General features: G+C 65.2%; 19 protein-coding genes. 15 read left to right on the top strand and 4 right to left on the bottom strand.

Annotated elements, in window-relative coordinates; genetic code table 11:
* Nucleotides 1–28: 28 nt before the first annotated feature.
* From DQG17_RS16425 to DQG17_RS16395, 7 genes are all read left to right on the top strand, one after another.
* Nucleotides 29–1,795 (top strand): PQQ-dependent methanol/ethanol family dehydrogenase, encoded by a 1,767-nt coding sequence (locus tag DQG17_RS16425; RefSeq protein WP_116133963.1) that lies wholly within the window; start codon nt 29–31, stop codon nt 1,793–1,795.
* Between the two features lie 170 nt (nt 1,796–1,965).
* Nucleotides 1,966–2,667: a response regulator transcription factor gene (locus DQG17_RS16420; protein WP_116133962.1), complete on the top strand. Its 702-nt coding sequence runs from the start codon at nt 1,966–1,968 to the stop codon at nt 2,665–2,667.
* Nucleotides 2,668–2,808: 141 nt separating this feature from the next.
* Nucleotides 2,809–3,984 carry an FIST N-terminal domain-containing protein gene (locus DQG17_RS16415; protein WP_116133961.1) on the top strand — a complete coding sequence of 392 codons (1,176 nt, stop codon included), beginning with the start codon at nt 2,809–2,811 and terminating at the stop codon, nt 3,982–3,984.
* Complete coding sequence (locus DQG17_RS16410) at nt 3,978–6,167, top strand: PAS-domain containing protein (RefSeq protein WP_116133960.1); 2,190 nt, start codon at nt 3,978–3,980, stop codon at nt 6,165–6,167. The genes DQG17_RS16415 and DQG17_RS16410 overlap by 7 nt, the downstream gene beginning before the upstream one ends.
* A 204-nt stretch (nt 6,168–6,371) precedes the next feature.
* On the top strand, nt 6,372–6,560 hold the full coding sequence (locus DQG17_RS16405; RefSeq protein ID WP_116133959.1) for a PLD nuclease N-terminal domain-containing protein: 189 nt from the start codon (nt 6,372–6,374) through the stop codon (nt 6,558–6,560).
* 316 nt (nt 6,561–6,876) lie between these two features.
* Nucleotides 6,877–8,946: a glycogen debranching protein GlgX gene (gene glgX / locus DQG17_RS16400; protein ID WP_116133958.1), complete on the top strand. Its 2,070-nt coding sequence runs from the start codon at nt 6,877–6,879 to the stop codon at nt 8,944–8,946.
* A gap of 340 nt (nt 8,947–9,286) precedes the next feature.
* Complete coding sequence (locus DQG17_RS16395; RefSeq protein ID WP_116133957.1) at nt 9,287–11,251, top strand: PhoX family phosphatase; 1,965 nt, start codon at nt 9,287–9,289, stop codon at nt 11,249–11,251.
* Between the two features lie 87 nt (nt 11,252–11,338).
* On the opposite strand, the gene DQG17_RS16390 is transcribed toward DQG17_RS16395, so the two are convergent.
* The 3 genes from DQG17_RS16390 to DQG17_RS16380 all read right to left on the bottom strand — a co-directional run bounded on the left by DQG17_RS16390 (nt 11,339) and on the right by DQG17_RS16380 (nt 13,247).
* Complete coding sequence (locus tag DQG17_RS16390) at nt 11,339–11,740, bottom strand: DUF2000 domain-containing protein (protein WP_116133956.1); 402 nt, start codon at nt 11,738–11,740, stop codon at nt 11,339–11,341.
* Between the two features lie 69 nt (nt 11,741–11,809).
* The gene (locus DQG17_RS16385; protein WP_116133955.1) at nt 11,810–12,616 is read right to left on the bottom strand and encodes an AraC family transcriptional regulator; all 807 of its coding nucleotides are present in this window, start codon (nt 12,614–12,616) and stop codon (nt 11,810–11,812) included.
* A gap of 1 nt (nt 12,617) precedes the next feature.
* Entirely contained in the window at nt 12,618–13,247 is a 630-nt protein-coding gene (locus DQG17_RS16380; RefSeq protein ID WP_116133954.1) for a heme-binding protein, read from the bottom strand.
* 523 nt (nt 13,248–13,770) lie between these two features.
* On the opposite strand from DQG17_RS16380, the gene DQG17_RS16375 reads away from it, so the two are divergent.
* The 7 genes from DQG17_RS16375 (at nt 13,771) to DQG17_RS16345 (ending at nt 22,383) form a co-directional block, all read left to right on the top strand.
* Nucleotides 13,771–14,793, top strand: coding sequence for a LacI family DNA-binding transcriptional regulator (locus DQG17_RS16375; RefSeq protein ID WP_116133953.1), 1,023 nt, complete (start codon nt 13,771–13,773; stop codon nt 14,791–14,793).
* A gap of 97 nt (nt 14,794–14,890) precedes the next feature.
* On the top strand, nt 14,891–16,138 hold the full coding sequence (locus DQG17_RS16370) for a sugar ABC transporter substrate-binding protein (RefSeq protein ID WP_116133952.1): 1,248 nt from the start codon (nt 14,891–14,893) through the stop codon (nt 16,136–16,138).
* An 88-nt stretch (nt 16,139–16,226) separates the two neighbouring features.
* A complete protein-coding gene (locus DQG17_RS16365; RefSeq protein ID WP_116133951.1) occupies nt 16,227–17,165 on the top strand; it encodes a carbohydrate ABC transporter permease in 939 nt (312 codons plus the stop codon).
* Nucleotides 17,165–18,058: a carbohydrate ABC transporter permease gene (locus DQG17_RS16360; RefSeq protein WP_116133950.1), complete on the top strand. Its 894-nt coding sequence runs from the start codon at nt 17,165–17,167 to the stop codon at nt 18,056–18,058. The genes DQG17_RS16365 and DQG17_RS16360 overlap by 1 nt, the downstream gene beginning before the upstream one ends.
* A gap of 25 nt (nt 18,059–18,083) precedes the next feature.
* Nucleotides 18,084–20,021 (top strand): glycoside hydrolase family 127 protein, encoded by a 1,938-nt coding sequence (locus DQG17_RS16355; protein ID WP_116133949.1) that lies wholly within the window; start codon nt 18,084–18,086, stop codon nt 20,019–20,021.
* A complete protein-coding gene (locus tag DQG17_RS16350; RefSeq protein WP_116133948.1) occupies nt 20,018–21,118 on the top strand; it encodes an ABC transporter ATP-binding protein in 1,101 nt (366 codons plus the stop codon). Before DQG17_RS16355 ends, DQG17_RS16350 begins: the two co-directional genes overlap by 4 nt.
* A 143-nt stretch (nt 21,119–21,261) precedes the next feature.
* A complete protein-coding gene (locus DQG17_RS16345; protein WP_116133947.1) occupies nt 21,262–22,383 on the top strand; it encodes a M20 family metallopeptidase in 1,122 nt (373 codons plus the stop codon).
* Nucleotides 22,384–22,401: 18 nt separating this feature from the next.
* Here the strand turns inward: DQG17_RS16345 and DQG17_RS16340 are convergent, their stop codons facing one another.
* Nucleotides 22,402–23,250, bottom strand: coding sequence for a BtpA/SgcQ family protein (locus DQG17_RS16340; protein ID WP_116133946.1), 849 nt, complete (start codon nt 23,248–23,250; stop codon nt 22,402–22,404).
* Between the two features lie 24 nt (nt 23,251–23,274).
* Here DQG17_RS16340 and DQG17_RS16335 point away from each other — a divergent pair.
* Nucleotides 23,275–23,717, top strand: a 443-nt coding sequence (locus DQG17_RS16335; protein ID WP_232829479.1) for a PfkB family carbohydrate kinase, incomplete at its 3' end; no start/stop codon positions are given.

Raw genomic sequence — 23,717 nt, 5'->3', positions numbered from 1 at the left:
CAAACCGAATTCCGGCGGGAGGATGCTCATGAAACGACTAATTGCGGCAGCGGTCGCAGGCACACTGGTTGCGGGCATGGCCCAGGCAGGTGTGACCGAGGACGATCTGAAGAACGACCAGACCATCACCACCCAGGTGGTCACCAACGGCATGGGCCGCAGCCTGCAGCGGTACAGCCCGCTGGAGACATTGAACAAGGACAACGTGAAGAACCTCGTCCCCGCCTGGGCCTTCAGCCTCGGTGGCGAGAAGCAGCGCGGCCAGGAAAGCCAGCCTCTGATCTATGACGGGGTGATGTATGTCACCGGCTCCTACAGCCGGGTCTATGCCATCGACCTGAAGACCGGCGACGAGATCTGGCAATACGACGCCCGCCTGCCCGAGGGCATCCTGCCCTGTTGTGACGTGATCAACCGCGGCGGCGCCATTTACGGCGACAACTTCTATTTCGGTACGCTCGACGCCCGCATTGTCGCGCTCGACCTCAAGACCGGCAAGGTGGTCTGGAACAAGAAGATCGAGAACTACAAGGAAGGCTATTCCTATACCGCGGCCCCGCTGATCGTCGACGGCAAGGTGATCGTCGGCAACTCGGGCGGCGAATTTGGCGTTGTCGGCGCGGTCTATGCCTTTGACGCCGAAAACGGCGATCTGATCTGGAAGCGGCCCACCATCGAGGGCAACATGGGCGAGCTGAACGGCGAGCCTTCGACCATGACCGGTACGCTGAACGCCACCTGGCCGGGTGACATGTGGAAGACCGGCGGCGGGGCGACCTGGCTTGGCGGCTCCTATGACGCGGACACCGACACGCTGGTGTTTGGCGCTGGCAACCCCTCGCCCTGGAACAGCTGGCTGCGCAACGCGGGCGAGCCGACCGAGGGCAACAAGGGCGACAACCTCTATGCCGCGAGCCGCATCGGCATCGACCCCCATACCGGCGAGATCAAGTGGCATTTCCAGACCACGCCGCGCGAGGGCTGGGATTTCGACGGCGTCAACGAGGTGGTGCCCTTCGTCGACGCGAACGGCAACAAGCGCTTTGCCACCGCCGACCGCAACGGGTTCTTCTATGTGTTGAACCGCGAGGATGGCGGCTTTGTCAGCGCCAAACCCTTTGTCCGCGACATCACCTGGGCGGAGGGCATCGACGAGACCGGACGCCCGATCTTTATCGAGGCGGGACGGCCGGGCAACCCGGCGGCTTCGGTCGATGGCAAGAAGGGCGAGGTGGTCTTTTCCGCGCCGTCGTTCCTTGGCGGCAAGAACTGGATGCCGATGTCCTATTCGCAGAAGACCGGCAATTTCTATGTGCCGTCGAACGAATGGGGCATGGACATCTGGGACGAGCCGATCAGCTACAAGAAGGGCGCGGCCTATCTTGGCGCCGGCTTCACCATCAAGCCGATCTATGAAAGCCACATCGGGTCGCTGAAGGCGATCGACCCCAACACCGGCGAATGGAAATGGGAATACCAGAACGAGGCGCCGCTGTGGGGTGGCGTGATGACGACGGCCGGGGGCCTCGTGTTCTTTGGCACCCCCGAGGGCAAATTCATCGCGCTCGACGATGAGACCGGCGAGAAGCTGTGGAGCTTCCAGACCGGCTCGGGCATCGTCGGCCAGCCGGTCACCTGGGAAATGGACGGCGAACAATATGTTTCCATCCTGTCGGGCTGGGGCGGCGCGGTGCCGCTGTGGGGCGGCGAGGTTGCCAAGAAGGTGAACTATCTCAACCAGGGCGGCATGGTCTGGACGTTCAAGCTGCCAAAGCAGATGGCAATGGCCAACTGACCCCCCGACCTTTCTTCACTATTGCGGCGCGCACCCGGATTGGGTGCGCGTTTTGCATTCTATGGTGTACAATCGACTCTCTACGACCTTCGGCGTATTTGGCCCGGCTGCGCGCCGGGCTATGCTGACCGATACCACGGAGCGGATCACGCAGAGAAAGGGGGCATGCCATGCTGGCGACAACGACCGCCGAAACGACCGGAGCAGCGTTCCGCAGCGTTCTGATCATCGACGATCACCCGCTGTTCTGCGACGCCCTTTCGATGACCCTGAAGGCCTTGTCGCCGATTGACGAGATCGCGACTGCCAGCTGCCTGCAGGCCGCGCTCGACCGGATCGAAACGGCGGGCCAGCCGGATCTGGTGGTGCTGGACCTGAACCTGCCGGACGTGAACGGGCTCGACGGCCTTGTGCGGCTGCGCAATGCGACACGGGCGTCGATCGTCGTGGTGTCCTCGATGGCCGACAACCGCATCATCACTTCGGTCATCCAGGCCGGCGCCGCGGGGTTCGTGCCCAAACACAGCCCGCGCGAGGTGTTCCGCGAGGCCATGGACACGCTGGCGCGTGGCGGGATTTATATCCCGGCGGGCTATGATCTGCTGGAAGCCGGCGGCACCGCCGACCGGCTGGACGCGATCCAGCGGCTCGCATTGCTGACCGCCCAGCAGGCGCGAATCCTGCAGCTGATCTGCGAGGGCAAACTGAACAAGCAGATCGCCTTCGAGCTGTCGATTGCCGAAACGACGGTGAAGGCCCATGTCACCGCGATCATGCGCAAGCTCGGCGTGCAAAGCCGGACCCAGGCGGTGTTGCTGGCGGGCGAGGCAAGCTTTGCAAGCGTATTGCAGATCCAGGGCGGTCACGCTTAAGCTTGCAGACATTTTGCGGCCGAAAGCGGATCGGATGGCTCTGATCCCATTCATCCCGCTTCGGGCGAGGGAACAGGAACAGACCGTTTGTTCGGATCATCCGGATCCGGAACGGTCTGGATCGAGGGGGGAGGAGACGCGATGGACCAGGAGTCGGGTCCGTCCGGGGCGCAGGATAGCGCCCCGAAGATCGTGCGCGCCGCAATGGTCGACCGCGATACCGTGAATCCTGTGGCCCGGCTGGCCCGGTCGATGGGCGAAGAGCCGCTGGAGCTGGTGGCGCTGTTCATCTCGCCCCGGGCCGACATACGGGCGATCGCGCTCGAGGCGCAGTCGGTGTTCGAAGGTGTCAAGGTGATTGGCTGCACCACCGCGGGCGAGATCTCGAGCGAAGGCTATTCCGAGGGTAAGATCGTTGCCGTCGGTCTGCCGAAGGCACAGTTCCGGGCCCGCTGTCTGTTGGTCGAGGACCTGAGCCATTTCGATGGCAGTCAGGTGGTAGAGCGCATGAGCCAGGCGCGCAACGCGCTGCGGGCAGAGCGGCCGGAGTGGAGCAACGAATTCAACTTCATGCTGATCGACGGGATGTCAAAACTCGAGGATGCCCTGACCGCCAAGATTGCCGCGGGCCTCGGGCCGGTGCCGCTGTTCGGCGGCTCGGCCGGCGATGAGGAACGCTTCGGCGCGACCTATCTGCTGTGCGGGGGCCGGGTCATGAACAATGCCGCCGTGGTCACGCAGGTGCGCACCGCCTGCCGGGTCGAGGTGTTCAAGACCGACCATTTCGTGCCGACCGACCGGCGCATGGTGATCACCCGCGCCTCGCCCGAACGCCGGATCGTGCACGAGATCAATGCCGAACCCGCGGCGCGGGAATACGCGCGACTCGTCGGCAAGGATCCTTATCAGATGACCTCCTTCACCTTCGCCGCGCACCCGCTGGTGGTGCGCGTCGGCGGCCAGCATCATGTGCGTTCGATCCAGCAGGTGGCCGAAAACGGCGATCTTATCTTCTTTTCGGCAATCGACGAGGGGCTGGTTCTGACACTGGCCGAGGCGACCGACATGGCCGTGCACCTCGAGGCCGAGCTTGCCGCGCTGGCACGCAACGGCCCACCCGACACGATCCTTGCCTGCGAATGCATCTTTCGCCGGATCGAGGCCGAACAGAAGCAGATGTCGGGGCGGATCTCGCAGATATTCCGCGACAACCGGGTGATCGGGTTCTCGACCTATGGCGAGCAGATCAATTCGATGCACGTCAACCAGACCCTGACCGGTGTCGCCATCTATCCGCCCGAGGAGGTGCCATGCTGAATTCCCTGCTTAACAGCGAGGATTCACTGGAACGCGAGAACGAGAAGCTGCGCCAGATCTCGGAAGCGCTGATGCGCCGTGTCGAGAATGATACAGACAGTTCCGGGGTCGCCTATGCGCATTTCCAGCGCGCCGCGATGCTGGAAGAGGTCGTGCGCACCCGCACCCAGGAACTGGAACGCGCGCTCGATCTGCTGAATACATCGAACGCAAGCCTCGCGCTCGCCAATGCCGAAACCGAAGCCGCGCGTGCCAACCTCACGAACGCGATCGAGACCGTGCAGGAAGGGTTTGCGCTGTTCGACGCCGAGGACCGGCTGGTGATGTGCAACAGCCGCTTTGGCAAGCACATGCGCGATATCTATCACCAGTTTCAGCCCGGGCTCGCCTTTGCCGAATATGTCCGCATCGTTTCGACCAGCCCGTTCCTGTCGCTGCCGGCCGGGTTGACGCCCGAGACCTGGGCGGCGCAAAGGATGGATCGCCACAAGGACAACCATGTGATGTTCAATGCCCGGATGGCCGGCAGCCGCTGGCTGCAGGTCAGCGAACATCGCACGCAGGACGGTGGCACCGTGATCCTGCAGACCGACGTCACCGACATGATGCGGCTCGAACGCCAGGAACGCGAGCGGCTGCTGGACGATCAGGCCAAGCTGATCCGGGCGACGCTCGAACATCTGAACCAGGGGGTCTGCATCTTTGACCGGCAGGGCCGGCTGGTCGGCTGGAACCGGCGCTCGGGCGAACTGCTGTCGATCCCGATCCACCGGTTTCATCTCGGCGCCAGTTTCGGGACGCTCTATGATCGTATCCGCCCCGAGGTCCGGTTCGCCGGCACCGTCGACGAGGGCCTGATCGAACGCTGGGTGGCAAGCCCCGGCCGGCGGGTGCCGCTGTCGTTCGAGATCGGCATGGGCAGCCGGGTGCTTGCCGTCTTTGCCCAGCAGATGCCCGACGAGGGCTTTGTGATGAGCTTCACCGACGTCACCGCCGAACGCGCCGCAGTGCAGGCGGTGAACGAGGCCAACGAGACGCTGGAACGCCGGGTCACCGAGCGCACGCTGGAGCTGGAAGATGCGCTGGCCGAGGCCGAGCGCGCCAATGCCTCGAAATCGAGGTTCGTGGCTGCGGCCAGCCACGATCTGTTGCAGCCGCTGTCGGCGGCCAAGCTCTATGTCTCTTCGCTCGAAAGCGAGGCGATGACCCCCGACCGGGCCGAGCGGCTCGCCAAGGCGAGCAGCGCGCTTTTGAGCGTCGAGAACATCCTCGGCGCGCTTCTGGATATCTCGAAGCTCGATTCAGGTCGCGCGGCGCTGCATGTGGGGCCGGTGGCACTCGATCGTCTTTTCAGTCAGCTGCACGACGAACTTCGGCCGATAGCCGAGCAGAAGGGGCTGGAATTCCGGGTGGTTGCGACCCACGCAACGGTGCAGAGCGATGCGACCTATCTGCGGCGGATCCTGCAGAACCTGATTTCGAACGCGATCCGCTATACCGACCGCGGCAAGGTGCTGGTGGGCGCGCGCCGGGTCGGCGGCGCGCTGCGGCTGGAGATCTGGGATACCGGCCCCGGCATCCCCGAGCACGAGCAGGAACGGGTGTTTCAGGAATTCCTGCGCCTGAACGCCTCGGCCAGTCCGGCCGACGGCATGGGCCTTGGCCTTGCGATCGTCGAGCGTGCCTGCCGGTTGCTGAGACATCCATTGCAGCTGAGCTCGACGGTTGGGCAAGGCACTTGTTTCCGGGTCGAGGTGCCCTTGATGCCGGCGCAGACCGAAAAGCCGATGAAAGGGCCGGTTCCGGCGCCGCCGCCCGATCAGACTCTGCTGCACCGGATCGTGCTGCTGATCGAGAACGACGCCGACCTGCGCGATGCCATTGCGATCACGCTCGAAGGCTGGGGCGTCGATGTCCTGCCCTGCGCGGGCCTGGCCGAGGCGGATGCGTTGCTCGACGAAATCGACATCGCGCCTGACGCCGTTGTGGCCGACTACCAACTGGACGACGGGGCGCTTGGAACCGACGCCATCGCCCATTTCATCCGCCGCTTCGGGGCGCTGCCGACCTGCATCATCTCGGCCAACAGATCGACCGAGCTTGATGCCGCCTGCGCGCAGATCGGGGCGGCCTTGCTGCACAAACCGCTCGATCCGGTGCAACTGCGCCGCTTTCTGGGGTAGGGACGAAACTTTCCCGCCCCGGATTTGTGCGCGTCTTGATGGCGCGCGTTGGCGCGCGGGATTTCCTTTTGGGCGACGCCGCCACGTCAGCCCCGGCCCGAGACCTCTGCCCGAAGCGGCAAAGTGTGGAACATTTCCGCTCCACCGGAATTACCCTGCAGACCCTCGCTACAGGGCACACCGGAAAAACAGGAGAGTTCCGTTATGGCATTTGGTGGTATCGGAGGGCTGATCGTCCTCGTGCTCGACATCTGGGCGATTGTCTCGATCGTGGGCTCGCGTGTCGGCACCGGATCGAAGGTGCTATGGTGCCTTCTGGTGATCGTTCTGCCGCTGATCGGCTTCCTGATCTGGCTGTTCGCCGGACCGCGGTCGCAGACCGAGACGCTCTGAGGGCACTGAATTCGGCCGGACATCCGTGCTGGCACCATCGCGGAGGCTCTCGCCTCGGTCTGTCTGCCAGCGGATGACGAGGGGCCGTTGTCGGGCGCAATGTCGGCACGCCGGCCGGATCCGGCATGCCGTCAATCTGCAACGAGTTCTGTCCATCGCAGCAACGTGCTGCTGCCGGGTGGTGTCGTGTCGGTCAGGGCGCCATGCGGCGCATAACACCCACCATTCCTGAGACCGGACCCCGAGACCGGGCGTCCGAAATTCACTCAGCCTCGGCGCTCGCCTACCGCTCTTACCAGAAAATCCGGGTATCGTGATGAATGACAAGACCTGGCCGGCACCGGCCTTCGACAAGACCCTTGCGCGCCCTGACACGCTTGGCGCCACCCCGCGCGACGACGGGACGAATTTTGCCCTGTTCTCGCAAAATGCCGAGAAGGTCGAGCTTTGCCTCTTTGACGAGACGGGGCAGGTTGAAACGGCTCGGATCGCCTTGCCGGAGATGGAGGGCGGCATCTGGTATGGCTTTGTCCCCGGCATCGGGTCCGGTCAGGTCTATGGCTACCGTGTCCATGGCCCCTATGCGCCCGATCAGGGGCACCGCTTCAACCCCAACAAGCTGCTGCTCGATCCCTATGCGCGCGAGATCAGCGGCGCGATTGTCTGGGATGACAGTCTGTTCGGCTACAAGGTCGGCGAGGACGACAGGACCTTCGACGACCGCGACTCGGCCGGCTTCGTCCCGAAGGGTGTCGTCGTCGATGCAAGCTATGAATGGGATCAGCGCAACGCTCTCAGACACCGCTGGGAACGCTCCGTCATCTACGAAGCGCACGTCAAGGGCCTGACCATGCGCCATCCCGGGCTCGCCGAGGCGGACCGGGGCAATTTCGTCGGGCTTGCCTCCGATCCGATCATCGAACACCTGCACCGGATCGGCGTGACGGCGATCGAGCTGTTGCCGATCCATGCCTTTGCCAATGACCGCCATCTGATCGACAAGGGTCTGTCGAACTATTGGGGCTATAACACGCTGTCGTTCTTTGCGCCCCACGCCCCCTATCTGAAGACCGGGCATATCCGCGAGGTTCAGTCGGCCATCGACCGTTTTCATCGCGCGGGCATCGAGGTGATCCTCGACGTGGTCTACAACCACACCTGCGAGGGCAACCAGAAGGGCCCGACCCTGTCGTTCCGCGGTATCGACAACGCGAGTTATTACCTGCTGTCGCCGGACGATCCGCGCCACACTTTCGACACCACCGGCACCGGCAACACGGTCAATGTGGCGCATCCCATGGTCCTGCGCATGGTGCTGGACAGCCTGCGCTATTGGGTCGAGGTGATGCATGTCGACGGTTTCCGCTTTGACCTTGCCTCGACCCTCGGGCGCGAGAGCATGGGGTTCGAACGCGATGGTGCGTTCTTCGCGGCCATCCGGCAGGATCCCGTCCTGTCTTCGGTCAAGCTGATTGCCGAGCCCTGGGACATTGGCGAAGGCGGCTATCAGGTCGGCGGTTTCCCCTGGCCGTTTCGCGAGTGGAACGACAAGGCGCGCGATGACATACGGGCTTTCTGGCGGCGCGATCCCGGCCTCGTCCCGGCGCTGGCCGAGCGGCTCTCGGGCTCGCCCGTGCAGTTCAACCACAGCCAGCGCCCCGCCACGTCATCGGTCAACTTCGTTGCCGCACATGACGGTTTCACGCTTTGGGATACGGTCAGCTATCGCGACAAGCACAATCAGGCGAACGGCGAGGATGGTCGGGACGGGCATGACAACAATATCTCCGACAATCTCGGCGTCGAAGGGCCGACAGACGCTCCCGGCATTCTGGAGGCGCGCGAACGCCGCGTCGCGGCCATGCTCTCGACCATCGCCATCGCCCAGGGCGTGCCGATGATCCTCGCTGGCGACGAATTCGGCCAGAGCCAGAACGGCAACAACAACAGCTATTGTCAGGACAACGAAACGACCTGGCTTGATTGGGACGCGGCCAACCCGCGACTTCTGGATCGGGTGTCCCGGGTCATGGCGCTGCGCGCGGAACTCGGCGAAATGGTTCACCCCCGCTTTGCCACCGGCGCGGACAAGGCAGGGCGAAATCGCACGACCTGGCACCACCCGGCGGGGCACGAGATGTCGCAGGATGATTGGCTGGAAGCGGGGCTCACCTGCTTTGCGCTGCGCGTGCGGACAGAGGACGGGCCGGAGGTTCTGACCATTCTGAATGGCGGCGACGATATCGAATTCACTCTGCCCGATGCCGACTGGACCCCGCGCTATGACAGCCGGGGCGAGGGCGATGCCTTGCCGGAGCTGGGCGGGCACTGCCTGACCGTCGGCTGGCAAAGTGTCGTCGTCCTGACAGCGGGCGCCGCCACATAGGCCGGTTGCGATTACAGATCGGTGCGGACCCTGCCGCGCCTGCCCGATGGCACCTGCGCGCTACGCGCATGTTCCGGGCCGAACGCGGACACCGCCAAGCCGACGCTGGCAACCCCGGCGGGCGATTGTTCGGGCTGCGCCGTTCGACGCCGCCACCCGCCGGGTTCTGACAAGGGGTGGACGAGCAATCCCTGGCAGGACAGCCCGCAGGAGTTCTGGCAATACACTCTCAAGGCGCGGGTTATCGTTCCACTGCGGGCGGAATGTCATCGAACCGTCACTCCCGGGTCATCTGCGTCGTCAAGAGTGCCGCGACGCAGATGCTCTGAAGGAGAGTTTCGTGACCGATCGCAACAAGAGCAGACCGCGCCCGACCGCGCGGCGCAGCATTGCCGAAAGCTACGGCTCGATTCTTGAAAAGGGCTACGGGCGCCGCAGCGTCCTGAAGGGGTTTGTCGCCGGCGCCGGTCTGGTCGCAATCGGCGGCGGACTTGCCCCCCGCAGCGCCGCGGCTTCCCCGACAGCCGGATTTCCGGAACTGACACGGATGCGCGACCGCGCCGACCATTGGCCGGAGGGCTACGCGCGTCAGATCCTGCTGCGCTGGGGCGACCCGCTTTTCGCCGACGCGCCGGAGTTTGATATCAAGACGCTGAACGGTGCCGCCGCCGCGCGCCAGTTCGGCTATAACAATGACTTCACCGTCTACCTGCCCCTCGGCGAGGGTGCGGAAGCCTCTGCGCATGGCCTGATGATTGTCAGCCACGAATATGCCTCGCCCTGGCTGATGTTCCCCGGGATGGACATCGAGACCTATCGCGAGGCTATGACCGAGGATCAGATCCGCGCCGCCATGGCCGCGACCGGTCTTAGCATCTTCGAGGTGAGGCGCGATCAGGACGGCTGGCGGGTTGTGACCGACAGCAAGTTCAACCGCCGCGTCCACCTGTCGACGCCGATCGCGATCTCGGGCCCCGCCGCCGGCGACGACCGGCTGAAGACCAAGGCTGACCCGACCGGCAAGCTGGTGCTCGGCACGATCTCGAACTGCAATGGCGGCGTCACCCCCTGGGGCACGATCCTGTCCGGCGAAGAAGGCGGCATGGATGTCTTCGCGGGCGACTATACCACGCTTGCCAATCAGGAACTGGTCGAGCGCCAGGGCTGGGACGAGGATGAAAACGACGAATATGCGGCCTCGCGGGTCGAACCGCGCCTGCGCTACGAAGACGAGCCGAACGAGTGGATGCGGTTCGACTGGGTGATGGAGGTCGACCCCTTCGATCCCGAGGCTGCGCCGGTCAAGCGGACCGCGCTCGGCCGGTTCACCCACGAAGGGGCGCAATGCTGCGTGGCGCCGGACGGCCGCGTCGTGGTGTTCATGGGCGATGATGACGACTTCGAATACCTCTATCGTTTTGTCACCCGCGATCCCTGGAACCCGACGGATCGCGCCGCCAATCGCGATCTGCTGGATAACGGCACCTTGTCGGTTGCCCGGTTCGATGCCGATGGATCGGTGACCTGGCTGCCGCTGATCGCGGGCGAGGGTCCGCTGACCGCCGAAGCCGGATTTGCCAGTCAGACCGAGGTTGTGCTGAACACCCGCGTCGCGGCCGATCTGACGGGCGCCACGCCGATGGACTGCCCCGAGGGCTTTATCGTGCATCCCGCCACGGGCCGGATCTATGTCGCCATGACCGAGGGCGAGGACCGTCTGCCGGCAGGCGAAGGCGACGAACGCGAGCAGGTCAACGCCGCCAACCCGCGGGCGCCCAACCCGCACGGACATATCCTGGAGCTCGCGCCTCCGGGCGAGGACGGCCAGCGCGATGCCGCAGCCGACACCTTTGCCTGGGACGTCTTCGTGCTCTGCGGCGATCCGCAAAACCCCGAGGACGGCGCGATGTTCCATCCCGGCACCAGCGAGAACGGCTGGTTCACCGACCCCGACAACCTTGCCGTCGATCCCGAAGGGCGGCTCTGGGTGGCCACGGATGGCCCGCCGCCGGTGGGCGCCGACGCCTTGTTCGTGGTCGACACGGTTGGCGAGACCCGCGGCCTGTCGAAACTGTTCTATGTGCCGCCCGTCGGTTCGGAATGCTGCTCGCCGGCCTTCACGCCGGACGGGACATCGCTGTTCATTTCGGTGCAGCATCCGGGCGAGCTGCGCCTTGAGGACGACGAGGATGCCGAGGCCTATGACGAACAGGGCACGACCTGGCCGGACTTTGCCAAAGGCGGGCAGGCACGACCCTCGCTGGTCGTGCTGACCCGGACCGACGCCGGCAAGATCGGCGTCTAGGCGGATAGCGGACGGACGCAGCCTCGAAGCGTCTGTCGGCGAAAGTTTCTGCACCGGGCGGGAGATCTGATCCCGCCCGTTGCCCATTCAGCGCAGCAGCGGCAGGCGGCCACAGGTGCGGTCGACCGCCTTGCGCGGTCCGGCCAGCAGGATCGCCTGCGGCTCGTGCCCTGTCAGCGGTGCAGCGGCAATACGCGTGGTATAATCCGCATAGTCCCGCGCCTCGAATGCGGCCCGCATATAGGCCAGGCGCACCGGCAGATCGGCCGCGGCCTCGAACAATGCGGGCAGATCGGCGGCCGGGGCGCAAAGGATCGGCAGCGCGACGGTGGTGATGCCTGCAATCTGGACGCTGTCCTGCGTCGGTGTATCCGCCCCCACCAGGTCGGGGCAAAGCTGGCCAAGGCTCATGCCGAGGACGGCAGCGAAATTGGCCTTGAGGCCAATGGGCAGATCGTCGGCAAGGATGATGACGGGTTTGAATGACATGGGCGTGGTTCCTTTCGGAGGCGCTTTGCCATGTCTTCGGTCAGTGGGGATTGGACGAAATTGACCTGATCAGTGCCGGATCAACGCGCCGGGCGTCACGCCATAGTGGCGCCGGAACTGACGGATCAGATGCGCCTGATCGCAAAACCCTGCGGCAACGGCGGCGTCGGCCGCGGGTGCGCCCTCCAGCAGCAGGCGACGCGCATGATCGAGCCGGGTGCGCAGCACATGGCCATGCGGTGTGACGCCGGTTGCCCGGACGGTCGCGCGGATCAGATAGGATGGGCTCAATCGGGTCTCGGCGGCCAGATCGGCGAGCGACAGGGCCCGGCCCTCGGCGACCCCGCAGGCGATGCGGTCACGAAGGAGGCGGATGGCGGCCGGTTCACGGCCTGCCGGGCGCAGCTCTGCCCGGCCGTAATGGGTGAAGGCGCGCGCCAGAACCTCGTGCACCGCTTCTTCGGTCGCAAGCCGATGATCGATGGACTCGGCGTCGTTCAGACATCCGGCCAGACGGGCAAGCGCCTGAGTCAGATTCAGCCCCCGATCCTGTGGCGCAACGGCCGGAAAGCCAGGCAGGTCGCGCAGCCCCAGTACCTTGCGCACGGCTGCCTCGGATGCATAGAGCATGTTATAGCGCACCCGGTCGGATGCGGCGTGGCCGGTATGGGCCTCTTCGGGGTTCATCAACGAAAGGGATCCGGCAGGCAGCACCATGCTTTCGCCCCGGCAGACGTAACCACCTGCACCTTCGGCAATGGCACCGATGGCGAAACCTTCATGTGCATGTCGCGCAAAGGTCTGGGTGCTGAACGCGGCTTCGAAAAGTTCGATCCCGTGAAGCCAACTGAGGTGATGATAGCGATTGTGCCGCATGTCACTTTTCGGTTGCGACCGGGATCATGACCTCGTTGCGGCGATAGGCGGGCACGGTCCAGGGCGGGTTATATCCTGCAACCTCGGCCGGACCCCTGGGCTGCAGGCCTTTGATCCCCATCCACTCCCGCAACCGGGCTTCCGCAAAGGCCGCCTTGCCGTTCATCGAACCCGAATAGCGCACCACAGCAACCCGGCGTGCCGGGATTGCGCCCAGCGAGACCTTCGGGTTTGTCGGCACCGGAGCGGTTTCAGCGGTGAACGCGTCGGTCAGGATGAAGATCATTTCGCGGGGTCCCTCGCGGCTTTGCAGGACGGGGGCCGTCATCGCAATCTTCGTTCCCTCTGCCGCGTCGCCGGTCAAAACGGGCGCGGTCATGGCGATCTTGCGGGAGCCCTCGTTCTGGCCCGAGATGTAATCGAACAGACGCCGGAACGCGGGGTTCGAGCCATCGGCTATCGTCGTCTTCACGACGACCATTTCACCATAGTCGCGGACCTCGAAGGGGTCTTCCGCGATGACCACGGTGTATTTCGGTTCGGGTGCCGCCTGACCCCCGAAAACCGAGCAGGCGGCGACGGTCAGGAGACCGGCAAAGGCGACGATGGTCCTGGCGGCACGTGGCGGCATCTTGGTCTCCAGGGGCTGTGTCCAAAGCGGAGGCTCGGATGTCTGAACGGACTTCTGGCGCCTCTTCGGAGGCGTCGGTCCCGGTTACGCTGTCGTGGCTTCGGACGTCAACCTGTCGAATCAGGCTCGATCGGGTGTTCCCGGTCACGCGATGAATAGGCCCCTCGACGGTCATGGACAATCCGATAGCGCCAGATCGAGGGGCCGGAATGCAATCGATCGATGCTGCATCGGCCGGTGTCGTGGGCGGGGCGGAGGAGCCGACTGAGGGCGGATAGCAGCGCTTTACAGCACCCATGGACCCCGGAACGTGCCCGACGGAGTTCCGGTTCCCCCGCGGGTGGCGCGGCTGGCGGGTCGCCAATGCGGGATTGACAGGCCAAACCCATTGTGAAACGTTGAGTGCGCAAACGTTATCCCAAGTTGAGACAACGATTGCTCACTTGGGAAGCTGGAGGACATTCTCTTGCCGGATGATGAGTCGGAGCCGTTGACTCCTCGGGGGTCCGAACCGGGCCACAGGATGACTGCGCGGATCACGATTCGGGACGTCGCGGCCCTTGCGGGCGTCAGCGTCACGACGGCTTCGCGTGCCCTGAACGATGTCGGGCGCATGACCGAGGCGACGCGGGAACGGGTGCGCGCGGCCGCCGGCCAGCTGGGGTACCGGCCGAATTCGATGGCGCGCGGGCTGGTCAGGCGGCGGTCGTTCACCCTCGGACTGCTGACCACCGACACCTATGGCCGCTTCACCCTTCCGATCGCCGCGGGACTTGCCACGGGCATGGTCGACCGGGGTGTCTCGGTGTTCCTCTGCGCCGGCGAGAACGACCCGGAGCGGACGCGGCTGAACCTTCAGGCGATGGAAGAGAAATGCGTCGACGGGCTGATCGTCGCCGGCAAGCGTATCGACCGCGCACTGCCGATCGAGGTGCCGCAGCAGAACGTTCCTGTGATCTATGTCAACGCGGCCTGCCCGCCCGGTGCGGTGGGCTTCGTGCCCGACGACCTCGGCGGTGCGCGCGCCGCCGTGACGCATCTGGTCGAGGTCGGGCGGCGGCGGATTGCCCACCTGACCGGGCCACGGGAGTTTGCGGCCACCGGGGTGCGCGCGCAGGGCTGGCAAGAGGTTCTGCACGAGCACGGGCTCGCGCCCTTCGGTCATGCCATGTTCGGGGACTGGTCGGAGGATTTCGGCTATCGCACGGCGCAAGCCATGTTCGGGCCCGACAGTCCGGCAGAGCGTCCCGACGCCTTCTTCTGTGGCAACGACCAGATCGCGCGCGGCGTGATCGACGGGCTGACCCTGCTTGGCCTGCGGGTGCCGCAGGACGTGTCGGTGGTCGGTTACGACAACTGGGAGATCTTTGCCAAGGCCACGCGCCCGCCGCTGACGACGGTGGACATGGGGTTGTTCGACCTCGGCCAGACGGCAGGGCACGCGATGCTCGACATGATCGACGGCAAGGCGGTCGAGCCGGGGATCGTCCGCACGCCGTGCCGGCTGGTCGTGCGAGACTCGAGCGTGCCGCTGCCGGAAAAATGATGACGGTCCGCCCGTGCGCGAGGAGGCGCCGGACGGCCGAACACAGACGCGAAACTCTTACCCGCCCGCTCGGGTGGACAACTTAGGGAGGAAGACAATGAAAATCACAACGCTCACGGGCGCGCTCATTCTTGCCGCCATCGGTGTTTCGGGTGCCGCAAAGGCCGACACGTTCACAATGTGGGTGCGCTCGGACGGCTCGGAATTCATGCCGAAGCTGGTAGAGGCCTTCAACGCCAAGGGCGGGGACCAGGCCGAGTTGCAGATCGTGCCGGTGAACGAACTGGTCCAGAAATACGCCATCGCGGCGGCCGGCGGCTCGGCGCCAGACGCGCTTTCGCTCGACCTGATCTATACCCCGGCTTTCGCCAGTTCCGGCCAGCTCAAGGACATCACCGAGCTGGCAAAGTCGCTGCCCTACCTCGACCAGCTCTCGCCGGCGCACCTGTCGGTGGGCACCTTCGAGGGCAAGATCTATGGGCTGCCGTTCTCGGCGGATGCCTCGGTGCTGCTGTGGAACAAGGACCTCTACCGCAAGGCCGGGCTCGACCCGGAGAAGGGCCCGACCAACTGGGCCGAGATCCGCGAGGCCGCGGCGGCGGTCGGCGCGCTTGGCGATAACACCTATGGCTTCTATTTCTCGGGCAACTGCGGCGGCTGCAACATCTTCACCTTCACGCCGCTGATCTGGGCCTCGGGCGGCGATATCTTTGCCGACGACGGCAACAAGGCGACGCTCGATACGCCCGAGATGCATGCAGCGATCGATCTCTACCGCGGCATGGTGAAGGACGGCGTGGTGCCTCCGGGGGCGCAGACCGATACCGGCGCGAACTTCTTCGCGGCCTTCGCCAACGGCAACATCGGTGTGACGCCTTCCGGCTCCTTCGCGATCGGCGCACTGAACAATCAGTATCCCGACCTCGATTATGGCGTCACGCTCCTGCCCGGGCAGGACGGCGGCGTGTCCTCCTTCGCCGGCGGCGACAACTTCGTTGTCTCTGAAGGCACCGACAAGATCGACGCGATCAAGGCGTTCCTCGAGTTCGCCTATTCGGTCGAGGGCCAGACGATCCTTTCGCACAACGGCTCGCTTCCGGTGCGCGCAGACGTGGCCGAGGCGGCGCTTGCCGGGCTCGACGCGCGCTATCTCGTATCGGCCAAGGCCATGACGGTCGGGCGCACGCCCTTCAGCATCGTCTTCAACGACCTCATCAACTCGAGCAACGGCCCTTGGGTGACGATGTTGAACCGGGCATTCTTCGCCAAGGATGACGCAGAGGTGCAGCAGGCCATCGACGACGGCCAGGAAGAGATGCAGTCGATCATCGACGCCGCACGCTGAGCCGGGAACGGCTCCGCGAACGGGGCACCGGCGACACTCACCCCCTCGCCGGTGCCCGAAGCCCAATCGCATTGCGAGAGGTCCGCAGATGACCAACACGACCGAAATCGACCCTGCCGCGACCCCGGCCGGAAAGCCTCCGCCGCGGCGACGCAGGCGCCGCGGATCCGGCTGGGAGGGATTGATCTATGTCCTGCCCGCCGCCGCGCTGGTCATCGTTTTCTTCATGATCCCGCTCGGGATGACGATCTGGATGTCGCTTCACAAATGGCCGCTTATGGGAAAGCCCCGCTGGATCGGGCTCGACAACTATTCCCGGATGCTCGGCGATCGCGACTTCTGGGGCGCGCTTGGCTTCACCGCGCAATACACCCTCGCCGCCACCGTCGGCCTGCTGGGCGTCGCCCTGATCCTCGCGCTGATGGTAGAGCGCCCCTCCCGGGGTGTCGCGCTTTACCGCACCGCGTATTTTCTGCCCGTGGTGACGGGCTTCGCCTCGGCGAGCCTGCTCTGGGCCTGGCTTTCCAACGTCGACTCGGGCCTTTTCTCGCCGCTTGCCCAGATGCTCGGGCTGACCGCCCAGCCGGTCAACATCCTTGCCACCTTCGGCCCCGCCTTCTGGTCGGTCACCATCATGGTGGTCTGGAAGATGGCCGGCTTCTACATGGTGATCCTGATGAGCGGGCTGCAATCGATCCCCACCGACTACATCGAGGCCGCCCGCATCGACGGCGCAAAAGCCCACCAGCGGTTCCGTTACATCACGCTGCCGCTGGTCCGCAGACCCTTTGCGCTGGCGCTGATCCTCTGCGTCTCGGGCTCGATGCTGGCGTTCGATCAGTTCTACATCATCCTCAGCGGCGGGCCGCAAAACCGCACGGTGACGGCGGTCTACTACATCTTCAACGAGTCCTTCGTCTCGTTCCGGCTCGGCTATGGCTCGGCACTGTCGGTCGTGTTGCTGGCGATCCTGATGGTGCTGAGCGCCATCCAGCTTCGGCTGCTGCGTGACAGGAGGGAGAGTTGATGAGCAGCGCCACGATGGATCCCGCCGTCCGCGCGCCCGTGCGCGCCCGTGGCCGCGGCCGGATCAGGTATCACCGGCTCCTCTTTCACGTCACCGCAGTGCTGGTCGCACTGCTGTTTCTGGCGCCGATCTTCTGGGTGGTTGCGGCAAGCTTTCGCACGCCCGCCGAATCCGGCCAGCCGCCGCTGCCCCCCTGGCCGACGCAGGGGTTCAGCATCGACAGCTACCTGCGGCTGGAGAAATTCGGCCAGTCGATCCTGCACTATTCCGGCAACTCGCTTTTCGTCGCGGTGGGCACGGCGGCACTGACCATCGTCGTCTCGACACTTGCGGGCTATGGGTTCTCCCGCTTCCGCTTCCCGCTGAAGGGGCTGGTCTTCCTGCTGATCCTGGCGACGATCATGGTGCCCTTCCAGTCGATCCTGACCCCGCTGTTCCTGCTGCTGGCGAAGCTCGGCCTGCAGAACACGCTGATCGGGCTCGTCCTGATCTACACCACCCTTCAGTTGCCATTCTCGGTCTTCATGATGCGCAACGCCTTCGACGCGGTGCCGCGAGAGATCGAGGAGGCGGCCCGGATCGACGGTGTGAAGGGTGTGCGGATGCTGGTTCAGGTCATGGGGCCGCTGGTGCTGCCCGGCGTTGTCACCGTCGGCCTGTTTGCCTTCCTCAATGCCTGGAACGAGTTTCTCGCCGCGCTGGTCCTGCTGACCGACCAGAGCAAGTTTACCCTGCCGGTCCTGATGACCGCCGTCCGCTCGGGTCGTTTCGGCTCCATCGACTGGGGGGCGGTGCAGGCCGGCGTGACCGTCATGATGATCCCCTGCCTGATCCTCTTTCTCATCCTGCAACGCTCCTACATCCGCGGGCTGACCGCCGGCGCGGTGAAGTGAGCCGCCTGCAACGAAAGGACACGACATGAACGAACCCTTCGATCCCAGGGCCGCCGGCAAGACCCGCTCCAGGTTCCGCCCGTTGTCTGTGGACAAGATCGAGGTTGGCGGCTTCTTCGGCCCGCGCCTCGACACGATTTCCACCACCACCGCGAAGATGCTGTTTGACCGCTGCATCGAGGCGGGGATGCTCGACCAGGTGGACCCCGACCGGCCCAACCCCGGCATCGTCATCCCCTATCAGGACGACAATCCGCACGTCACCACGCAGATGTTCTGGGATTCCGACTTCGGCAAGAGCATCGAGACGGCGGCCTACGCGCTCAACCGCACCCCGGACGCCGAGTTGGAGGCGCGGGTGGACGAGGTGATCGACGCCTACGGACGGCTGCAGCAGGAAGATGGTTACCTCAACTCCTGGTTCATCCGCATCGAACCGGGCAAGCGGTGGACCAACCTGCGCGACCAGCACGAACTCTATAATGCCGGCCACCTGATCGAGGGCGCAGTTGCCTATTTCCACGCCACCGGCAAGCGCCGGTTCCTCGACATCCTGTGCCGCTATGCCGATTGCATCGCGAAGGTCTTCGGCCCGGGCGAGGGGCAGAAACACGGCTATCCCGGCCATCCGGAACTGGAACTGGCGCTGGTAAAACTCGGCCGGGCCACCGGCGCGCAGCGCTATCTCGACCTCGCACGGTTCCTTGTCGACGAACGCGGTCAGCCGCCGCTCTACTTCGACCTCGAAGCGCGCGCGCGCGGCGAGACCCCCGAAGACTTCCACTTCCGCACTCTGGAATATTGCCAGGCCCACAGGCCCGTGCGGGAGCAGGACGCGGTGGTGGGCCACGCCGTGCGCGCGGCCTATCTCTATGCCGGGATGGCCGATGTCGCCACCGAGTTCGCCGACACGACGCTTGATGCACCGCTGGAACGGCTCTGGTCGCACCTGACGGAGAAGAACCTTTACGTCACCGGCGGTTTCGGCCCATCGGCGCTGAACGAAGGGCTGACCTTCGATTACGACCTGCCGAACGAGACCGCCTATGCCGAGACCTGCGCCGCGGTGGCGCTGGTGTTCTGGGCCAGCCGGATGCTGGGGCGGCGGCCGGATGCGCGCTATGGCGACATCATGGAGCAGGCGCTCTATAACGGCGCGCTCTCGGGGCTGTCCTTCGACGGCGAGACGTTTTTCTATGACAATCCGCTCGAAAGCCGGGGCGATCATCACCGCTGGGTCTGGCACCGCTGCCCCTGCTGCCCGCCGAACATCTCGCGGCTGGTGGCCTCGATCGGCACCTATTTCTATGGCGTGGCCGACACCGAGATCGCGGTGCATCTCTATAACGCCGGCACGGCCGAGATCGACGTCGCGGGCGGACATGTGACGCTGACGCAGGAAACCCGCTATCCGCTCGACGGCGCGGTTGCGATCACGCTCAGGACGGCGTCGGAGGTAGAATTCGCGCTGTCGCTCCGGGTGCCCGGCTGGGCCGACGGCGCCACGCTCAGGCTCAATGGCGAGACCGAGATCGCCGAAGTGCGGGATGGCTATCTCAGGATCTCGCGGCGCTGGCGCTCGGGCGACCGGGTGGAGCTTTCGTTCGACATGGCGCCGCGGCGGGTCTTTGCCCATCCCAAGGTCAGTCCCGATCAGGGTCGCACAGCGTTGATGCGGGGGCCGCTTGTCTATTGCCTCGAGGGCGTGGACAATGGCAGCGATCTCAATTCGGTGGTGCTTGGGGATGATGTGACACTCGAAGCGGCAGAAGAGGATATCCTCGGCGGCATCGTCCGCCTGACCGCCAGAGCGCAGCGCGAGGTCTGGCCCGGCAACGCGCTCTACCGCACCGCGCCGCCAAGCCGCGAGGCGACGGTGCTGTCGGCCGTGCCCTATTATGCCTGGGACAACCGCGCGCCCGGCGAGATGCTGGTCTGGGTGCGCCGGGAGGCCGGCCAATGACGCGGATCGACCACGTCGCTGGCGAGCGCAAGACATCGGGCGTCTCGCTGCAGGGCGTCAACAAGTGGTTCGGCGCGGTGCAGGTGCTGGGCGATATCGATCTCGACATCCAGAGCGGAGAATTTGTCGTGTTCGTGGGTCCTTCGGGTTGCGGCAAATCCACCTTGCTGCGGCTGATCGCGGGGCTGGAGGAGGTGACGGAGGGCGAGATCCGCATCGGCGGCCGCGACGTGACCGACGCCGATCCCTCGGACCGGGGCATCGCAATGGTGTTCCAGACCTATGCGCTCTACCCGCACATGAGCGTGGCCCAGAACATGGGCTTCGGGCTGAAGGTTGCCGGCCGGTCGAAACAGGAGGTCACCGGCAAGGTCGCGGCCGCCGCCGACGTGCTGCGACTGACCGATTACCTCGACCGGCGCCCCGGCCAGCTTTCGGGCGGGCAGCGGCAGCGCGTGGCGATCGGGCGCGCCATCGTGCGCGACCCGGACGTGTTCCTGTTCGACGAACCGCTCTCCAACCTCGACGCCGAATTGCGCGTGGAGATGCGGATCGAGATCTCGCGGCTGCATCAGAGCCTCGGCAACACCATGATCTACGTCACGCATGACCAGACCGAGGCGATGACGCTGGCCGACAAGATCGTGGTGCTGCGCAGCGGCCGGATCGAGCAGGTGGGTAGTCCGGCAGAGCTTTACGACGATCCCGACAACCTCTTTGTGGCGGGTTTCATCGGGTCGCCGAAGATGAACTTCCTGCCGGCAGAGGTGCGGGGCGGGGCGATCCGTGTCGCAGGCCACCCGGTGCCGGACCCGGGGCTGCGCAGCCGGCCCGCCGAAGGCACCAAACTGTTGCTGGGCATCCGGCCCGAGCATCTGAGGCTGGCAAAACCCGGCGAGCCGGCGCTGACCGTGACGGCCCAGTTTGCAGAATTCCTCGGCGGCACCACCTATCTTTACGGCGCCGTCGCAGAGGGTGTGGACTGCGTGATGGAGGTCGATCGAAGCGTGGATACGCGGCAGGGCGCGGTGCTGAACGTCACCGCGATGGCGGACGATATCCGGTGTTTCGGCGAAAACGGCCTCCGGCTTCGATGAGTGGTTGGGTTTGGCCCGGGCGGAGTGGCGGCTGCTGTTCATGGCCGAGGTTTCGGCATGATGCCTGATCCGGGTGCGGGCCTTTCATGAGCCGCGCCACGGATGTAGGACATCGCCACACCGTCCCGAACAAGAGCTGCCAGATGACCAGAACAGCCGGAAATCTTGTCGACCTGACCCGAAAGCTCGTCAGCTTCGACACCATCAACCCGCCGGGGCAGGAAACCGATTGCATGGAATTCGCCGCGGCGAGGCTGGAGGAAGCCGGGTTCTGCTGCACCCGTCACCGGCATTCAGACACGCGATTCAGCATTGTCGCGACCCGTGGCACGGGGGACGGCCTTCCGCTTTGCTTCAGTGGCCATCTGGATACCGTTCCGCTTGGAAACGCTCCGTGGCGCCACGACCCCTTTGCGGGCGATATCGAGGGGGATCACCTGTTTGGGCGGGGGTCGAGCGACATGAAGGGCGGCGTCGCCGCGTTCATTCTGGCCTGTCAGGCGGTGCCTCGGGTTCGGGGCGGGGTCGCGGTCGTGCTGAGTGTCGGAGAAGAGACCGGCTGCGACGGCGCGCGCTGGTTGGTGGAGGCGGGTGCGCTCCCGCCCGCGGGGGCAATGATCGTTGCGGAATCGACCGACAACCGCCCCCTGCTGGGCCACAAGGGGGTCTGTTGGCTGCGGTTTCGCGTGCAGGGGCGAACTGCCCACGGCGCGACGCCGGAGCTGGGAGAGAACGCCATCCTGAAGGCTCTGCCGCTGATGACCCGGCTTGCCACATTCGACCCGGAGGCCAGCCATCCGATCATGGGCAGGGCAACCGCCAATCTGGGAACGATCCATGGCGGGATCAACACCAATTCCGTGCCGGACCGGTGCGAGATGACGCTCGATCTTCGCTCTGTCGCCGGTATCACGCACGATGAACTTCGCGCAGGGCTGGAACGGCTGGCCGGGCCAGAGGTCAGGATCGAAACCCTGCTCGATCTGCCGGCGGTCTGGAGCGAACCCGATGACCCCTGGTGCGCGCGCGCATCCGCGGTGGTAGCAGAGATCACCGGCGTGACGGCCACGCCCGAGGTAGCAAATTATTTCACCGACGCTGCCGTACTGAAGCCGGCAATGGGCAACATTCCCGTCCTGATCCTTGGGCCTGGGTCGATGGATCAGCCCCACAGCACCGACGAGTTCGTGCTGATTTCGAGGCTGATCGAGGCGCAGTCGATCTATGAAGCGCTTCTGGCGGACTGGACGGGCGCGGCCGACTAGATCGCTGAAGCCCGGCGCTCAGACATCGAAGCCTTCTCGCACCCGCTCCATGAAGCGGCGCACTCTTGCGGGCTCTACCGGGTTCCACCAGACCCCGCCTTCCTTGAGGGACGACGCCACGATGGCGCCGCTGGTCCGGGCAAGGATGTCGAGCACGTTGTCCTCGCTGACCCCGGATCCGACCAGCAGCGGCAGGTGGGTTGCCGCGCCGACCTCTTCGATCTCTTCCATCGTGGCGGAATTGCCGGTGCGCTGGCCGGTGGCGATGATGCAATCGGCGTCGAAAAAGGCCAGATCGCGGGCCAGTTCCGGGATCGAGCGGTCGGCAACGATGGCGTGGCTGCCGTGTTTCACATGGGCATCTGCAAAGACGCGGATGTGGTCCGCCCGCAAGGCGGAGCGATAGCGAAGCGCCTCGGCGGCACGCCCCTCCATGAACCCTTCGTTGGCGACATAGGCATTGGCCCATTGGTTCACCCGGATGAACGCCGCCCCGCCCGCCATCGCGGTGGCAAAGGCGGGCAGGGGCGCATTTGCCAGAACGTTGATGCCAAGCGGCACGCCGAAGCCGCTGCGCAAACGGTCCGTGACAACGGACAGAAAGGCGGCCGTTTCGGGACCGATATCCTCGGGTTTGGAGAACGGGATGTCGCCGTGGTTTTCCACCAGCAACCCGTGAAGGCCGCCCGCGACCAGATGTTCGGCGTCGCGCATGCAGGCGTCATAGATCGCGTCGACGCTTTCGCCGCGATACCGTGGTGCGCCGGGAAAGGCCGGGCAGTGCACCATCCCGATCAGCGCCTTGTCGCGTCCGAAGATGTCTTTTATGGCGTTGGAGGATCGGTCGGATATCCGCTGCTTCGTCATTCTTTTTCTCCAATGGAGCTTTTCATGCAGGCCTTTGTCGTCGGCAACGCGGCCATGGACAAGACACTTGCGGTTTCGGCGCTGCCCCAGCCCGGCGCCTCGATCCTCGGGCACGAGATCGCCCGGGATCTGGGGGGCAAGGGGGTGAACCAGGCGGTCGTTCTGGCGCGGTGTGGGGTTGGCGTGACGCTGCTTGCGCCGGTCGGGCGCGATGCTCGCGGCACGGAAATCGCGGACCGTTTGCGGCGGGAGCCGCTGACCGCCCGATTGGTGGAACTCGACGGTGTGACCAGCGACGCCTCGACGATCCTGCAAGTGCGGGAGGGCGAGAATGCGGTCATCACGACGAATGCCGCCGCCGTCGCACTGACCCCGCAGGTGGCTTGTGCTGCCATCGAGGCGGGCCATCCCGGCGACATGCTGGTGCTGCAGGGCAACCTCAGCGCCGAGACGACCGCGGCATTGGT

Source organism: Tropicimonas sp. IMCC34043 (assembly GCF_003390845.1).
GTDB lineage: Bacteria > Pseudomonadota > Alphaproteobacteria > Rhodobacterales > Rhodobacteraceae > Tropicimonas.
Note: the sequence above shows the minus strand (reverse complement) of the source record. Positions and strands in the feature narration are given on the sequence as shown.

What these genes read in the sequence shown, in the direction of transcription:
- DQG17_RS16425 (WP_116133963.1), top strand. Translation starts at nt 29, where the DNA reads ATGAAACGACTAATTGCGGCAGCGGTCGCAGGCACACTGGTTGCGGGC.
- DQG17_RS16420 (WP_116133962.1), top strand. Translation starts at nt 1,966, where the DNA reads ATGCTGGCGACAACGACCGCCGAAACGACCGGAGCAGCGTTCCGCAGC.
- DQG17_RS16415 (WP_116133961.1), top strand. Translation starts at nt 2,809, where the DNA reads ATGGACCAGGAGTCGGGTCCGTCCGGGGCGCAGGATAGCGCCCCGAAG.
- DQG17_RS16410 (WP_116133960.1), top strand. Translation starts at nt 3,978, where the DNA reads ATGCTGAATTCCCTGCTTAACAGCGAGGATTCACTGGAACGCGAGAAC.
- DQG17_RS16405 (WP_116133959.1), top strand. Translation starts at nt 6,372, where the DNA reads ATGGCATTTGGTGGTATCGGAGGGCTGATCGTCCTCGTGCTCGACATC.
- glgX (WP_116133958.1), top strand. Translation starts at nt 6,877, where the DNA reads ATGAATGACAAGACCTGGCCGGCACCGGCCTTCGACAAGACCCTTGCG.
- DQG17_RS16390 (WP_116133956.1), bottom strand. Translation starts at nt 11,740, where the DNA reads ATGTCATTCAAACCCGTCATCATCCTTGCCGACGATCTGCCCATTGGC.
- DQG17_RS16385 (WP_116133955.1), bottom strand. Translation starts at nt 12,616, where the DNA reads ATGCGGCACAATCGCTATCATCACCTCAGTTGGCTTCACGGGATCGAA.
- DQG17_RS16380 (WP_116133954.1), bottom strand. Translation starts at nt 13,247, where the DNA reads ATGCCGCCACGTGCCGCCAGGACCATCGTCGCCTTTGCCGGTCTCCTG.
- DQG17_RS16375 (WP_116133953.1), top strand. Translation starts at nt 13,771, where the DNA reads ATGACTGCGCGGATCACGATTCGGGACGTCGCGGCCCTTGCGGGCGTC.
- DQG17_RS16370 (WP_116133952.1), top strand. Translation starts at nt 14,891, where the DNA reads ATGAAAATCACAACGCTCACGGGCGCGCTCATTCTTGCCGCCATCGGT.
- DQG17_RS16365 (WP_116133951.1), top strand. Translation starts at nt 16,227, where the DNA reads ATGACCAACACGACCGAAATCGACCCTGCCGCGACCCCGGCCGGAAAG.
- DQG17_RS16360 (WP_116133950.1), top strand. Translation starts at nt 17,165, where the DNA reads ATGAGCAGCGCCACGATGGATCCCGCCGTCCGCGCGCCCGTGCGCGCC.
- DQG17_RS16355 (WP_116133949.1), top strand. Translation starts at nt 18,084, where the DNA reads ATGAACGAACCCTTCGATCCCAGGGCCGCCGGCAAGACCCGCTCCAGG.
- DQG17_RS16350 (WP_116133948.1), top strand. Translation starts at nt 20,018, where the DNA reads ATGACGCGGATCGACCACGTCGCTGGCGAGCGCAAGACATCGGGCGTC.
- DQG17_RS16345 (WP_116133947.1), top strand. Translation starts at nt 21,262, where the DNA reads ATGACCAGAACAGCCGGAAATCTTGTCGACCTGACCCGAAAGCTCGTC.
- DQG17_RS16340 (WP_116133946.1), bottom strand. Translation starts at nt 23,250, where the DNA reads ATGACGAAGCAGCGGATATCCGACCGATCCTCCAACGCCATAAAAGAC.